This is a genomic window from Crocinitomicaceae bacterium (assembly GCA_016708105.1).
Taxonomy (GTDB): Bacteria; Bacteroidota; Bacteroidia; order Flavobacteriales_D; family Crocinitomicaceae; genus JADJGJ01.
On record JADJGJ010000001.1, the window covers coordinates 457,370 to 471,710 of the forward strand.

At 38.1% G+C, this 14,341-nt stretch carries 13 protein-coding genes; 5 read left to right on the forward strand and 8 right to left on the reverse strand.

The features are described 5' to 3' along the window. Positions 1-391 precede the first annotated feature (391 nt). The 3 genes from IPH66_01880 to IPH66_01890 form a co-directional block, all read right to left on the reverse strand. On the reverse strand, positions 392-796 hold the full coding sequence (locus tag IPH66_01880) for a hypothetical protein (protein MBK7128101.1): 405 nt from the start codon (positions 794-796) through the stop codon (positions 392-394). Positions 797-899: 103 nt separating this feature from the next. Continuing rightward, positions 900-1,112 (reverse strand): type II toxin-antitoxin system HicA family toxin, encoded by a 213-nt coding sequence (locus IPH66_01885; protein ID MBK7128102.1) that lies wholly within the window; start codon positions 1,110-1,112, stop codon positions 900-902. Between the two features lie 4 nt (positions 1,113-1,116). Beyond that, positions 1,117-1,344 carry a type II toxin-antitoxin system HicB family antitoxin gene (locus IPH66_01890; protein MBK7128103.1) on the reverse strand — a complete coding sequence of 76 codons (228 nt, stop codon included), beginning with the start codon at positions 1,342-1,344 and terminating at the stop codon, positions 1,117-1,119. Between the two features lie 282 nt (positions 1,345-1,626). Here IPH66_01890 and IPH66_01895 point away from each other — a divergent pair, with 282 nt between their 5' ends. Continuing rightward, positions 1,627-2,748, forward strand: coding sequence for an OmpA family protein (locus IPH66_01895; GenBank protein MBK7128104.1), 1,122 nt, complete (start codon positions 1,627-1,629; stop codon positions 2,746-2,748). A gap of 28 nt (positions 2,749-2,776) precedes the next feature. Here the strand turns inward: IPH66_01895 and IPH66_01900 are convergent, their stop codons facing one another. The 4 genes from IPH66_01900 to IPH66_01915 form a co-directional block, all read right to left on the reverse strand. Further along, positions 2,777-4,312 carry a glycine--tRNA ligase gene (locus IPH66_01900; protein ID MBK7128105.1) on the reverse strand — a complete coding sequence of 512 codons (1,536 nt, stop codon included), beginning with the start codon at positions 4,310-4,312 and terminating at the stop codon, positions 2,777-2,779. A gap of 186 nt (positions 4,313-4,498) precedes the next feature. Continuing rightward, complete coding sequence (locus IPH66_01905; GenBank protein ID MBK7128106.1) at positions 4,499-5,248, reverse strand: succinate dehydrogenase/fumarate reductase iron-sulfur subunit; 750 nt, start codon at positions 5,246-5,248, stop codon at positions 4,499-4,501. 218 nt (positions 5,249-5,466) lie between these two features. After that, entirely contained in the window at positions 5,467-7,473 is a 2,007-nt protein-coding gene (locus IPH66_01910; GenBank protein MBK7128107.1) for a fumarate reductase/succinate dehydrogenase flavoprotein subunit, read from the reverse strand. Positions 7,474-7,480: 7 nt separating this feature from the next. Next, on the reverse strand, positions 7,481-8,137 hold the full coding sequence (locus IPH66_01915) for a succinate dehydrogenase cytochrome b subunit (protein ID MBK7128108.1): 657 nt from the start codon (positions 8,135-8,137) through the stop codon (positions 7,481-7,483). Positions 8,138-8,538: 401 nt separating this feature from the next. On the opposite strand from IPH66_01915, the gene IPH66_01920 reads away from it, so the two are divergent. The 4 genes from IPH66_01920 (at position 8,539) to sufD (ending at position 12,625) form a co-directional block, all read left to right on the forward strand. Then, positions 8,539-8,862, forward strand: a complete 324-nt coding sequence (locus IPH66_01920; protein MBK7128109.1) for an iron-sulfur cluster assembly accessory protein — start codon at positions 8,539-8,541, stop codon at positions 8,860-8,862. Positions 8,863-9,021: 159 nt separating this feature from the next. Beyond that, positions 9,022-10,461, forward strand: a complete 1,440-nt coding sequence (sufB, locus tag IPH66_01925; protein MBK7128110.1) for a Fe-S cluster assembly protein SufB — start codon at positions 9,022-9,024, stop codon at positions 10,459-10,461. A 33-nt stretch (positions 10,462-10,494) separates the two neighbouring features. Next, the gene (gene sufC, locus IPH66_01930; protein MBK7128111.1) at positions 10,495-11,247 is read left to right on the forward strand and encodes a Fe-S cluster assembly ATPase SufC; all 753 of its coding nucleotides are present in this window, start codon (positions 10,495-10,497) and stop codon (positions 11,245-11,247) included. A gap of 115 nt (positions 11,248-11,362) precedes the next feature. Further along, the gene (gene sufD, locus IPH66_01935; GenBank protein ID MBK7128112.1) at positions 11,363-12,625 is read left to right on the forward strand and encodes a Fe-S cluster assembly protein SufD; all 1,263 of its coding nucleotides are present in this window, start codon (positions 11,363-11,365) and stop codon (positions 12,623-12,625) included. Here sufD and recJ read toward each other — a convergent pair. Further along, positions 12,617-14,341 (reverse strand): single-stranded-DNA-specific exonuclease RecJ, encoded by a 1,725-nt coding sequence (gene recJ, locus IPH66_01940; GenBank protein ID MBK7128113.1) that lies wholly within the window; start codon positions 14,339-14,341, stop codon positions 12,617-12,619. The genes sufD and recJ overlap by 9 nt on opposite strands.

Sequence of the window (14,341 nt, forward strand, 5' to 3'; positions counted from 1 at the left end):
TGTTGAATTCGATTTACTTTGGCTTTGGTCCCCCGCTGGCGCGAGCGTCACGCTCGTGCCTTACGTAAATCGTCATTGAATTACTTGGGCAACTTTCACAACCCGTCCCAAATTCACTTCAACGAAAACAGTCTGAATATTTATATAACAAATGCTTCAAACGGAGTTAATGCCATGTAAAAAAACATGCCGGCGTTTTGTTGAATAGTTGTGAAATAAAAATTGATTATCTTGCCTCAATCAATGCACACTTTAAAAACATTTGAAGAAAAACGAAGATGGTAAGTGGGTAATTACAAATGAACCATTTCAGAAAACGGGCGATGGTCATCAAAGAAACACTCAGGTTATTTTTATAGGTAGGTCTGGATTGAATATCCAAAATGAATTTTTAAGGTAAACGGGTACCGGAAACTGACCATCCCCAGGATTTTCCCATGTATGAATCATGTGCTTCAATACTAAAAGTTGTATCGCTCGTGAAGCTGCCATGTCCAGCACCATAGTATGAATATTCAACCACGTCTGCACTTCCGAGAATGAAATTTTCTTTATGAAAACGTACAGTTCCCAATCCGGTTATTTCTAAATAATCTTCGTCAACAGCTGTCGAAACTGTCCCGCTATAAAAATAATTTGTGTTTGAATTGTATTCAGGTGGGCATTCACCGCAATTATAATATGAATGTTTTTTAAAAAGGTAATCTCCAACAAAAATTAACCTCAGATCAGTTTTGTCTTTGCGGCAAGCCGCCACAATTAAAACCACCATGATTAAAATAAGTGAACGAATCATACACCTATTACGAATTCAGTTGGCAGAAGGTTTGTTTACGGGCCGTGAACCAGACTCATTGCGATTGGCACAGGAAAAATATCTTGCGCATTGAGGTATTTTGCTAGAGATTATTTTTATCAATACCGGCTTGCTTTAGAATAGCATAGAGCGTACCTTTTTTTAGATCTTTATTGTGAATAGGAACAACAGTAATCTTTTTTGATTCGTCATGATAAAAGTAATGATGACTGCCATGGATACGCTTTAAAACAAACCCATGTTGTTCAAGTATTTTAGTAAGCTCTTTAGGCGTTAATGAAGGAATAGTTCCCATTGAATCAGGATGCCATTGTTAAGGAATATTCAAATGTGTTGCTGTCGTCAGGAATGTCCTCGCCCATTTCTTTTAACAAAAGAATATAACCTTCAATTGCCTCTTTGCCCATTCGCAATGCATGTTCAAGGCTATCACCATGTGTAATACAGCCAGGTAAAGCAGGCACGGTAACAGTGAATCCGCCATCAGGTTCTGCAGCAAGTATCAGTCTATATGTTCGATTTGTCATAAGCGACTATTTATTATAACAAATATACTAAAAAAAGTGCGTTAGTGGTTAACGGTTCGTCCTTGTCTGAAACGCACATGTGATGATTTGGCTGAGATTTTTGACAATTCATTGTAACAAAATCATTGATGATGCGGCATTTTTTTTAACTGACCGACGACTCTTCACAAAATCCCAGCGGCGCTACGTTTTTCTAAAATTTCGTCAACTACTAATATGTTGTGAAGGATATTCATGCAGGTTACAAAATGTAATTCATGACATCAATAAAAAAACAATTTCATGCATTACTATTTTAGACTTTCAGCGGCCTTGATTCTTGTCTGCATTTTGTCTCTCTTGTCTTTATTTTCATACGCACAGAATAATCATTTTTGTCGCGATCTTACCATTCTTGTTCATGAAAGTCCATCCGGAATTCCTTTGTCTGGGGCTCAGGTGACCATAGAGAGAAATGATAGTATCACGCTAAAAAAAGTCACCAATGAAAATGGCGTCTTAGTCATTTGTGATTGTACTGATTCCAATTTTTTACTCGCCGGCTTTAAATATCAGATTCATGTTTTGTATGAGCAAGATGAAGAAACAGATGAATTTTTTTATTCGAAATTTGGTATGCCAACACGGATGATTCGTGAAATTAAATTTTATTCTAATGCGGTTCCGCAAGAATTTTCTACAGTTATGTTTCCGGCGTTTACGCCACTTTTAGATAGTACAGAACGCGCGTACAATATTAAAATTCCTAAAATAGACCTTGACATTATTTTAACCGACCAGGAAACAGGTGAGCCAAAAGTTGGTGAAAATGGATATATCATCAAAGATCAAACGGACACCCTTGCCATAATCACCGACCAGAATGGTAGAATAACCCTGACCAATAATTCTCACCCGGGGTTTATTGTTTATGGCGCGCGGTACGAAATAATTTTTCCGCAGATAAATAAATTGCATACGGGTGCGCACGATTTTTTTCACACCGAGGATATTTTTGTAAACACGAGAATAATTCGTGATTTGAAAGTAATGCACGTGCACCGGGAAAGTCGGTTTCCACAGTTAATATTTTCTCCAACTTCATACGTTTTGGATTCTAGTGCAATGACAAATGCTGATTTTATTCTTGATTTGCTTGCTGGACACCCCAACTTGACATTGAACATCATTGGTTATTTTGATGATGAACAAGGAGAGTCACTGGCATTAAAAAGAGCAACAGCAGTTTACTATTGTCTTGTTGAAAAAGGAATTGATCAAAACAGACTCACCATTGAAGCGCAAAAGAGACCAATACCTGCGGAAACTCAAGATGAATTTTGTGTTGACCGTCTATCAAATGAATATTACACTGATGTGATTATTAAGATAACATCATTTGATTTTGTTTCGGTAGAGGAATAACTAAAATTACTTTGTTCTATCGATTTTTTCAAGCAAGCAACTTCCGCATATTCACCTTCTCATCAATAATACGATGTAATTCTGATATAGCAACGCGCTCTTGTTTCATGGTGTCACGGTCACGTATGGTTACTTTATTATCAGTTAAAGAATCATGATCAACGGTTACTGAAAACGGAGTACCAATAGCATCTTGTCTGCGATAGCGTTTACCAATTGAATCTTTTTCATCATACTGGCAATGAAAATCTAACTTGAGTGAGTCAATTATTTCTCTTGCTTTTTCAGGCAGGCCATCTTTTTTTACCAGTGGCATCACAGCAACTTTGTAAGGCGCAAGTGCCGGCGGAATAGAAAGAAGAACACGTTCTGATCCGTCTTCTAATTTTTCATTTTTGTATGATTGTGATAAAATTGCCAAAAACATTCTGTCTAAACCAATAGATGTTTCTACAACAAAAGGTATGTATGATTCATTGGTTTCAGGATCAAAAAAACGCAATTTTTTACCAGAAAATTCTTCGTGTTGCTTTAAATCAAAATCAGTGCGTGAGTGAATGCCCTCCAGTTCTTTGAAACCAAAAGGGAATTCATGTTCTATGTCACAAGCAGCGTTTGCATAATGCGCAAGTTTAATATGATCATGGAAGCGATAATTTTTTTCACCAAAACCTAAAGCCTTGTGCCAATTCATTCTGAAATTTTTCCAGTACTCATACCACTTCATTTCTTCACCGGGTTTTACGAAGAATTGCATCTCCATCTGTTCAAATTCACGCATACGGAAAATAAACTGACGCGCAACAATTTCATTTCTGAAAGCTTTTCCAATTTGCGCAATACCAAACGGAATTTTCATACGACCGGATTTTTGCACGTTGAGAAAGTTCACAAAAATTCCCTGCGCAGTTTCAGGACGAAGATAAATTTTAGAAGATTCACCCGACACAGAACCCAATTCAGTAGCAAACATAAGATTGAATTGGCGCACTTCAGTCCAGTTTTTTGAACCGCTGATTGGGCACACAATTCCTAAATCATCTATCAGACATTTGAGTTCATCCAGTTTGCTGTTCTCCAAACAATCACGCATTTTATCTTCAATGCCTTTTATTTCAGCATTGCGTCTCACCACATTTGGATTGGTGTTTACGAATGTTGCTTCATCAAAAGCATCACCATATTTGGCACGTGCTTTTTCAATTTCTTTTTCATTTTTCGCGCGAATTTTTTCAATGTGTTCTTCAAGCAAGACATCTGCACGATATCTTTTTTTAGAATCTTTATTGTCAATCAGCGGATCATTGAATGCATCAACGTGACCTGATGCTTTCCATGTGGTAGGGTGCATAAAAATTGCTGCGTCAATACCCACAATGTTTTCGTGCATGTGCACCATGGCTTTCCACCAATAGGTTTTAATATTGTTTTTTAGTTCGGCTCCTAATTGACCGTAATCATAGGTTGCGCTTAAACCATCATAAATTTCACTTGACGGAAATACAAAACCATATTCTTTGGCGTGACCGATAATGTCTTTGAGTTTATCTTCTTGTACTGACATGCACTGTTGTTTTTGGAAGGCAAAGATAGTGAATATGGTTGATTTTGTTAGTTCATGTATTATCCGTTATAATGTTCGCACAGCCGGAAAATTTCAATATAGGTAGGGTTTCTTGTTCTTTGTAGAAACAAAAACCGCCTCTGAAAATTTCAAAGGCGGTTGTCAGAAAATTTTATTGATCAGAAATTATTTTTCTTTTAGTAAAGATGCTTTCAAATATTCACGATTCATGCGCGCGATATTTTCTAGAGAAATTCCTTTAGGACATTCCACTTCACATGCGCCGGTATTGGTGCAGTTTCCAAAGCCTTCCAAATCCATTTGATGAACCATGTTCAACACGCGGTCTTGCGCTTCAACTTTACCTTGTGGCAATAAAGCTAATTGGGAAACTTTAGCAGAAACAAACAACATGGCCGATGCATTTTTACAAGTTGCAACGCAAGCTCCACAACCAATGCAAGTAGCAGCTGAAAATGCTTTATCTGCATCATTTTTAGGAACAGGAATATTGTTTGCATCCTGCGCAGCACCGGTATTTACAGATACATAACCACCGGCCTGAATCACGCGGTCAAACGCACTGCGATCAACAGCCAAATCTTTAATCACCGGAAAAGCGTTAGCTCTGAATGGCTCAATATAAATGGTATCACCGTCATTAAATGAACGCATGTGTAATTGACAAGTTGTAACTCCGGTTTGTGGTCCGTGTGCACGTCCGTTAATTACCAATGAACACATACCGCAAATTCCTTCACGGCAATCATGATCAAACGCAACGGGCTCTTCTCCTTTTTCTACCAGATGTTCATTTAACACATCAAGCATTTCAAGAAATGACATATCCGGAGATACATGATCAACAGGATAGTCAACCAATTTCCCTTGGTCGTTTGGTCCGTTTTGGCGCCAGATTTTTAGTGTTAGTTTCATAGTCGTATTCGTTTAGTGAAGAGACCTAAGCCAAAAAGTCCGCAGCCTTTGTTCTTCCGTATTTTTTAATTTTTTTATTCAAGTCTTGCAATAAGTACCCTCAGTAATTATTATAAGTTTAGTTTCTAATAGTTGTTGGATTTTTATTCAAACCCCTAACTCCTAATCCCTAACTCCTAATCCCTAACTCCTAATCCCTAACTCCTAATCCCTAATCCCTACTTATAACTCCGCTGTACCAATTTAATATTTTCAAAAATCAACTCTTCCTGATGACGTACCGCATCTGCGTTATCACCTTTAAATTCCCATGCAGCCACGTGAGCGAATTTGTCATCATCGCGCAGCGCTTCACCTTCTTCAGTTTGGAACTCTTCTCTGAAGTGACCACCGCATGATTCATTTCTCATCAGCGCATCTTTACACATCAGTTCTCCCAGCTCAAGGAAATCTGCAACGCGACCTGCTTTTTCTAATTCTTGATTGAATTCTGTAGCTGTTCCTGTTACACGAACATTAGCCCAGAAATCAGCGCGAATAGCTTTGATCTCTTCAATAGCTTGTTTCAATCCTTCAGAATTACGAGCCATTCCGCATTTCTCCCACATCACTTTTCCAAGTTTTTTATGGAAATAATCAACCGGTTTGGTTCCTTTATTATTCAGCAGTTTTTCAATTCTTTCTTTGACAGTTTTTTCTGCTGCATCAAATTCAGGAGTATTGGTTGGAATTTTTCCGGTGCGAATATCGTTTGCCAGAAATTCTCCAATGGTATACGGTATAACAAAATAACCATCAGCCAGACCTTGCATAAGTGCAGATGCACCAAGACGATTTGCGCCATGGTCAGAGAAATTAGCCTCACCTAAAGCATAACATCCGGGAATGGTAGTCATCAAATTATAATCAACCCATAATCCACCCATGGTGTAGTGCACAGCAGGATAAATCATCATTGGTGTTTCATACGGATTTTCACCGGTGATTTGTTTGTACATGTCAAAGAGGTTTCCGTATTTTTCTTTGATCACTTCTTTACCTAATGAGGTGAGTTGTTCTTCAGTCGGATTTTGAATACCTTTTTTAGTGGCTTCAATTTTTCCGTACTTATATTTCATGTTGAATGCAAAGTCAAGATAAACTGCTTCACCGGTTGCATTCACTCCAAATCCTGCATCACAGCGTTCTTTTGCAGCACGTGAGGCTACGTCACGCGGAACGAGATTACCAAATGAAGGATAACGACGCTCCAGATAATAATCACGATCTTCTTCTACAATTTCTGTTGGTTTTTTTCTTTTTTCGCGAATGGCCAACACGTCTTCTTTTTTCTTTGGCACCCAAATCCGTCCGTCATTGCGGAGTGATTCAGACATCAAGGTAAGTTTTGACTGGTGATCACCTGAAACCGGAATGCAGGTAGGGTGAATTTGTGTGAAGCAAGGATTTCCAAAATAGGCTCCTTTTTTATATGCTTTCCATGCCGCTGTTGCGTTGCTGCCCATTGCATTGGTTGAAAGGAAAAACACGTTTCCATATCCACCGGTACACAATAAAACAGCGTGAGCTGAATGTCTTTCAATTTCACCGGTAATTAGGTTGCGTGCAATAATTCCGCGCGCTTTTCCGTCAACAATAACAAGATCAAGCATCTCATGGCGAGCATACATTTTAACTGATCCTTTTTGTACTTCTTTGCTGATGGCTGAATAGGCACCTAAAAGAAGTTGTTGCCCTGTTTGACCTGCGGCGTAAAAAGTACGTTGAACTAATGTTCCTCCAAAGGAACGGTTATCTAACATTCCGCCGTAATCACGAGCAAACGGTACACCTTGTGCTACGCATTGGTCAATGATGTTTGCAGATACTTCAGCAAGACGATGAACATTTCCTTCACGCGCACGGTAGTCACCTCCTTTAATGGTATCATAGAACAAACGGAAGGTAGAGTCACCGTCATTTTTATAATTTTTTGCTGCATTGATTCCGCCTTGTGCAGCAATTGAGTGCGCACGACGAGCAGAATCTTGAAAACAAAATGCTTTTACACTATAACCCATTTCAGCCAGTGAAGCTGCTGCTGATGCGCCGGCAAGTCCGGTACCTACAACAATCACATCAATGGATCTTTTATTTGCCGGGTTAACAAGATTGACGTGGTCTTTATAGTAAGTCCATTTATCTTTCAAATCGCCTTTTGGTATTTTTGAATCTAATACTGACATGTCTTTCTTAGTTTAACTGTGAAACATAATGGAATAAAGCAATTACAATAAATCCAAGTGGAATAAGGACAGCGTATAGCGTACCTAATTTTTTAATTGCCGGTGTATATCTGTTGTGATTAAAACCTACCGATTGAAACGCAGATTGAAAACCATGCATCAAGTGAAGTGAAAGAAAAACAAAGGCAACGCAATAAATAATAACTCTTACCGGATCAAGAAATTTTGCTTGAAGTTCACCAAAGTATCTGGTTGGATCTTCAGTAGCAAAGTGTACATATTTATGTGAAATTTCAGGAACCCAGAAATCATAAAAATGTAGACCAAGGAAAAGAAGAATCATCAAACCGGTAATTACCATGTTGCGTGACATCCAACTTGCATTGGCTGATGCCCCACTCACGGCGTATTTTGCAGAGCGGGCTCCGCGGTTTTGAAGATCAAGTTTTATTCCCATAGCCAGGTGAAACAAAACACCAAAAATTAAAATGGGTTGTGCCACAAATTGCACAATAGGGTTGTAACCCATGAAATGTGATGCAGCGTTAAATGCATCAGAACTTAGCACAGATAGTGAGTTGATCACAAAGTGCTGGAGTAGGAAAAATAACAGGAAAAAACCTGATAATGCCATGAGTATTTTCCTGGCGATGGATGTTTTCATGCGTGTGAAATTTGTTTGGTGAATTTTTTTGTTGACGCAAAGTGCACCGGAGCAGTGTATTGATAGAGAACTGCAAAATTTTGAAGCACAGGGTAGTAAGTTTTGCTGTGCGCTTTCAACCGATTTGGCTGATTCATTTTTCTGTTCAGGTTTGGTTTGCACAGCAAATGTAAGAGTCATTTTTATTTGTTCGACGTCATCAGGCTCAGAAACTTTGAAAAGAGTTTGTTTAGAATGAATCTAAATAATAATATCTTGTAAAACTCAGTAAAACAAGGCTATAACAATTGCAATACCTTTTTTATGTGATTAATTGAACAAGATTGAAGTGCAAGGCTGATGAAATGCAGTAATTTTGTGTTGTTGCGGTATTATTTAAAACAATTCTAAAGAGAGAAGACATGATTAAAGTAACTGATTTTGCAAAGAAAAAGGCAGTTGAATTAATGGAAGACGAAAATAAGTCCGGCTATTTTATACGTGTGGGTGTCACCGGTGGTGGTTGCTCCGGTTTGATGTATCAGCTAAAATTTGACAACCAGCTAAACGCAGATGATAAAGAATTCGAAGATAACGGAATCAAAGTAGTTGTGGATAAAAAAAGTGTACTCTATCTTGTTGGAACAATTTTGGATTTCAGCGGAGGACTGAATGGCAAAGGGTTTATTTTTACTAATCCCAATGCTGCAAGAACATGTGGATGCGGAGAAAGCTTTTCATTGTGATGAGAACGAACTTAAAAAAGAATTTCAAATGTTGATTTTTAACAATCAGATAGAAATGCAATTAAAAAATCAATACGTGGCAAGAATTAATACCAGACATCTGTAAACAAAAATGCTTGATCCTTGTTGCCATATCAGCGAGGAAAATTATGAATTAACATGGGCTACACAGAAGAAGAATTTAAAAAGGATTTAAAATCAAAGGAGTATGAATTTGGTTTTACTTCAGATATTGAATCAGAGAAATTTCCTGTTGGATTAAACGAAGACGTTATTCGCAAAATTTCTGCAAAAAAAGAAGAACCTGAGTGGTTGCTAGAATATCGTTTGAATGCATTTAAAATTTGGCAACAAATGACAGAGCCTGAGTGGGCGCATGTTTCTTATGCAAAGCCAAAATTTCAGAACATTTCATATTTCGCAGCGCCTAAAAAAAAGTATGAAAGTTGGGATGATGTAGATCCGGAAATGAAAGCCACCATGGATAAACTAGGCATCTCCATGGATGAACAAAAAAGACTCACCGGCGTAGCAGTTGATTTTGTGATGGACTCAGTTTCTGTTGCAACTTCATTTAAAGAAAAACTGGGTGAACTCAATATTATATTCTGTTCGTTCAGTGAAGCGGTGCATAAACATCCTGATCTGGTGAAAAAATATTTGGGCTCAGTGGTTCCTTCTTCTGATAATTTTTATGCTGCGTTAAATTCAGCCGTTTTTTCTGATGGCTCATTTTGTTATATTCCTAAAGGCGTGCATTGCCCAATGGAATTGTCAACGTATTTCAGAATTAATGAATCGGGTACGGGACAATTTGAACGCACGCTGGTGGTAGCAGATGAAGGAAGTTATGTGAGTTATCTTGAAGGGTGTACCGCACCGCAGCGTGATGAGAATCAATTGCACGCAGCCGTGGTAGAATTGATTGCCTTAGATGGTGCTGAAATAAAATATTCTACCGTTCAAAACTGGTTCCCTGGTGATAAAGACGGACACGGCGGCGTATTCAATTTTGTGACTAAACGCGGTATGTGTCATACCAATTCTAAAATTTCATGGACACAGGTTGAAACAGGTTCAGCCGTGACATGGAAATATCCTTCATGCATCTTGAAAGGAGATAATTCTGTAGGTGAATTTTTCTCCGTAGCGGTGACTAATAATTTTCAACAAGCTGATACCGGAACAAAAATGGTTCATCTTGGAAAAAACACTAAAAGCACTATCATTTCAAAGGGAATTTCAGCCGGAAAATCACAGAATTCGTATCGTGGCTTGGTGCATATTTCAAAGCGCGCTGAAAATGCACGAAACTTTACGCAGTGTGATAGTTTGCTTATGAATGACACATGTGGGGCACATACATTTCCGTACATTGAATGCAATAACAACAGTGCTAAACTTGAGCATGAGGCAACCACGTCAAAAATTGGTGAAGATCAAATTTTTTATTGTCAGCAACGTGGCATATCAGAAGAAAAAGCAATAGGCTTAATAGTGAATGGTTATTGCAGAGATGTCTTGAATAAATTACCCATGGAATTTGCGGTGGAGGCACAAAAATTATTAGCAATCTCATTGGAGAATTCGGTAGGATAACAAACAAAAAAATTGGAAGAAATAAAATAGAACATGAGTACATTACTTGAAATAAAAAACCTTCATGCAAAGGTTGAAGACAAAGAAATTTTGAAAGGATTAAATCTCACGGTAAAAGCCGGAGAAGTGCATGCCATCATGGGCCCAAATGGTGCAGGAAAATCTACCCTGGCTTCTGTTCTTAGCGGTAAGGATGGTTATGATGTAACAGACGGATCAGCTAGTTTTGATGGTGTGAATCTCTTAGAACTTGAAGCTGATGAGCGTGCGAAAGAAGGATTATTTCTGGCCTTTCAATATCCTGTTGAAATTCCGGGAGTTTCCAACATCAATTTTTTGCGTACTGCGCTGAATGAAATTCGTGAGTATCGGAAATTAGAACCCATATCTGCAAAAGATTTCATGAGTATGGTGCGCGAAAAATCAAAATTAGTTGAGCTTAAAGATGCACTTGCTGCCCGTTCAGTGAATGAAGGATTTTCAGGTGGAGAAAAAAAGCGGAATGAGATTTTTCAGATGGCAATGCTTGAACCTAAGCTGGCTATTTTAGATGAAACTGATTCAGGTTTAGATATTGATGCGTTACGCATTGTTGCAAACGGTGTAAATAAATTAAAAAACAAGGACAACGCGGTGGTAATAATCACCCACTACCAAAGATTGTTGGATTATATTGTGCCTGATTTTGTGCATGTATTGGCGGATGGAAAAATTGTCAAAACCGGTGATAAAACACTGGCGCTTGAACTAGAAGAAAAAGGATACGATTGGATAAAGACAAATTAGAGCGCAAGAATTTATTACACGTGATTATTCACAAAAATTAATGGCAGGAAAGTAAAGGGTAATAAATCTGAATCAGTAAACTTTCAGGCAAAAAAATAATTATGAAAGGTATTATATGACAACAACAGAAATATCTGATAAAATGATGGAGTTTGTTTCATCCTTGGGCGTGCCTGAAAATAAAATTCAGCGTAATGCGTATGATGAACTTATTCAATTTGATTTTCCAACAACAAAAGATGAATATTGGAAGTACACCAGATTGACAAAAATTTCAGGATTATCTTTGCATCGTTCGTCTCAATCATTCACTGCAAAATCAGATATAGAAAAATACATCAGAGAAAAAAATTATGTAGTGATTGAGAATGGTAAATGTAGAGCTGATTTAAGTTCATTGTCTTTGCCCGGAATCAAATTCACTGTAGTTGCAAGTGAAGTTTTTGCAGACGAGAATAAAAATCAAAAACAAGTTGGCAAATCACATGTTTTTACCCGTATCAATGAGGCATATTTTCAAGAAGAAATTATTTTTCAAATTTCAACCAACGCAATTATTGAAGAGCAAGTTCAACTCGTTTTTCTGACAACCGGAGAGAATGTAATATCAAACCCGCGTGTGAAATTTGTTAGTGATAAATCATCATCATGCGGTTTTAATCTTGTTCATATTTCAACTAGTGAGCATTGTTTTACCAATCCGGTTATTACGGCTTATCTTGGTGAAAATTCAAGACTAACGCTTGATAAAATTCAAATGGAAAATGAGAACTGCAGACACATTTCTACAGAGCAAATATTTCAGTCAGCGAATTCATTCTTTCAATTGAACACCATGGTTCTTGACGGTGGTTTGGTGCGCAATAACGTGAATGTTTCAGTAGATGGCATGAACGCGGAAACGCATTTGAACGGTGCAATTATTACAACCGGAAAAACCCATACAGATAATCATACGTTTGTGTCACACAACGTGGCGCAATGTTTCAGTAATGAAAATTATAAATACGTACTTGACGGTAGTGCTACCGGTGTATTTAACGGACGAGTGATTGTTCAGCAAGATGCTCAGAAAATTAATGCGTATCAGAAAAATGCAAATATTCTTTTAACTGACGCAGCGCAAATTTATTCAAAACCTGAACTAGAGATTTATGCTGATGATGTGAAGTGTTCACATGGATCAACAACCGGTCAACTGGATGATGACGCAATTTTTTATTTGCAGGCCAGAGGCATCTCAAAACTAAAAGCCACAAAGATTTTGGTTGCAGCTTTTACAGAAGAAATTATTGGTCAATTTAAAAATGAAAATATCAGATCATTGATTCATGAAACGCTGGTGGAAAAACATGGCTGGGATGAACCTTTATCCTGATTTTTTGATGTCGCGAATCAGCAGTTGTAATTCGCTTTTTCCGTTCCAGCTATTTTCTTCAAGAGTATAAACGAGGTCAACTTTTTTACCTTCAATTTCAGACCATTTGGCAGCGAGTCCGAACCCTACGGCATCCAAAATAATTTCAGGATATTCATCTTGCTGAAGGCGCAGTTTTAAATGTTCTTCTTTCAATATACGGGAGTTATCAAGCAATCTCACATTCCGTGTAATAAATACCGGACGCATATTGTCAGGCCCGAAGGGTGCCATTTGGTTGAGCACACGATAAAATTTTGGAATACCTCCGGGTTGACTTTCGTAAATATCTCTGAAATCAATTTCTGCATCAATTTCAATTACCGGTTTGAGTAATTTTTTGTCAAGCGTTGCAACAACAATCTGATCAAATTTTTTTCTGAATAAATCAACATGCTCTACGGGCAAAGAGAGACCAGCGGCAAAAGAATGACCTCCAAATTGATCAAGCAAATCATCACAGGCTTCAATGGCATCATAGATATTAAAACCTCTTATGCTTCGGGCTGAACCAACGGCGCGTCCATTAGATTGTGTAAGCACAATGGTTGGGCGATAATATACTTCAGTTAATCTGGAAGCCACAATACCAACTACCCCCTTGTGCCAATCGGGATGATACACCACTGTTGACGATGCAGTTTGCAGAAACTCATCTTGTTCAATTTGTGCAAGTGCTTCAAGGGTAATTTCACGGTCAAGTCCTTTTCTGGTTTCATTGTGCAAATGAATTTCTTTGCTCACGTTGTCAACCTCATCAAATGTTTTTGCGAGTAATAATTCAACTGCCTGATTTCCGCTGGCAATGCGTCCTGCAGCGTTGATGCGCGGTGCCAATATGAATACAACGTCTGTAATATTCACGACATCATTTTTACCTGCCAGTTCAAGTAATTTTTTAAATCCCGGGCGCTGTTTTTTATTGAGTTCTTCTAACCCGTGAAAGGCAAGCACGCGATTTTCATCAGACATAGAAACGATATCTGCAGCGATGCTAACAACAACTAAATCCAGTAAATTTGTAATGTCTTCACCATTGCCTCCGCGTATTGAATTGAGTGCTTGTACAAGTTTAAATCCAATGCCACATCCTGATAATTCTTTAAATGGATATTTACACAAAGGTTGTTTTGGATTGAGCAAAATAGCATCAGGTAATTCATTTGCCGGTGTATGATGATCACAGACAATAAAATCAATTCCATTTTCTTTAGCTCGTGCAATTTTTTCAATTTCTTTTGTTCCGCAATCCAATGCAATCACGAGACTAAATGAATTGTCAATGGCAAAATCTACGCCGGCATCTGAAACTCCGTAGCCTTCTTTATATCGGTCAGGAATGTAGTAACCAACTTGTTCATACTCTCTGGTGAGATATTGAAATACCAGTGTTACTGCCGTAGTACCATCTACATCATAATCACCATAAATTAAAATATTTTCACGTGCGGCAATTGCGCGTTCAATGCGGTCAACAGCTTCTGACATTCCTTTCATTTTAAAAGGGTCATGGAGGTGATGCAGGTTAGGTCTGAAAAATTCTTTTGCTGAATTAAAATCTGTGATTCCTCTTTGCGCCATGATTCTGGCAATGGGTCCACTTACACCAACTTCTTCTATCAACCTTGCTACCACCTGTTCGTTGGCCGGCTTTTTGATAAGCCATCTTTTATCCAT

What these genes read in the sequence shown, in the direction of transcription:
- IPH66_01915 (MBK7128108.1), bottom strand. Translation starts at nt 8,137, where the DNA reads ATGAAAACATCCATCGCCAGGAAAATACTCATGGCATTATCAGGTTTT.
- IPH66_01895 (MBK7128104.1), top strand. Translation starts at nt 1,627, where the DNA reads ATGCATTACTATTTTAGACTTTCAGCGGCCTTGATTCTTGTCTGCATT.
- IPH66_01905 (MBK7128106.1), bottom strand. Translation starts at nt 5,248, where the DNA reads ATGAAACTAACACTAAAAATCTGGCGCCAAAACGGACCAAACGACCAA.
- sufC (MBK7128111.1), top strand. Translation starts at nt 10,495, where the DNA reads ATGAGTACATTACTTGAAATAAAAAACCTTCATGCAAAGGTTGAAGAC.
- IPH66_01885 (MBK7128102.1), bottom strand. Translation starts at nt 1,112, where the DNA reads ATGGGAACTATTCCTTCATTAACGCCTAAAGAGCTTACTAAAATACTT.
- IPH66_01900 (MBK7128105.1), bottom strand. Translation starts at nt 4,312, where the DNA reads ATGTCAGTACAAGAAGATAAACTCAAAGACATTATCGGTCACGCCAAA.
- sufB (MBK7128110.1), top strand. Translation starts at nt 9,022, where the DNA reads ATGGGCTACACAGAAGAAGAATTTAAAAAGGATTTAAAATCAAAGGAG.
- IPH66_01920 (MBK7128109.1), top strand. Translation starts at nt 8,539, where the DNA reads ATGATTAAAGTAACTGATTTTGCAAAGAAAAAGGCAGTTGAATTAATG.
- recJ (MBK7128113.1), bottom strand. Translation starts at nt 14,341, where the DNA reads ATGGATAAAAGATGGCTTATCAAAAAGCCGGCCAACGAACAGGTGGTA.
- IPH66_01910 (MBK7128107.1), bottom strand. Translation starts at nt 7,473, where the DNA reads ATGTCAGTATTAGATTCAAAAATACCAAAAGGCGATTTGAAAGATAAA.
- sufD (MBK7128112.1), top strand. Translation starts at nt 11,363, where the DNA reads ATGACAACAACAGAAATATCTGATAAAATGATGGAGTTTGTTTCATCC.
- IPH66_01890 (MBK7128103.1), bottom strand. Translation starts at nt 1,344, where the DNA reads ATGACAAATCGAACATATAGACTGATACTTGCTGCAGAACCTGATGGC.
- IPH66_01880 (MBK7128101.1), bottom strand. Translation starts at nt 796, where the DNA reads ATGATTCGTTCACTTATTTTAATCATGGTGGTTTTAATTGTGGCGGCT.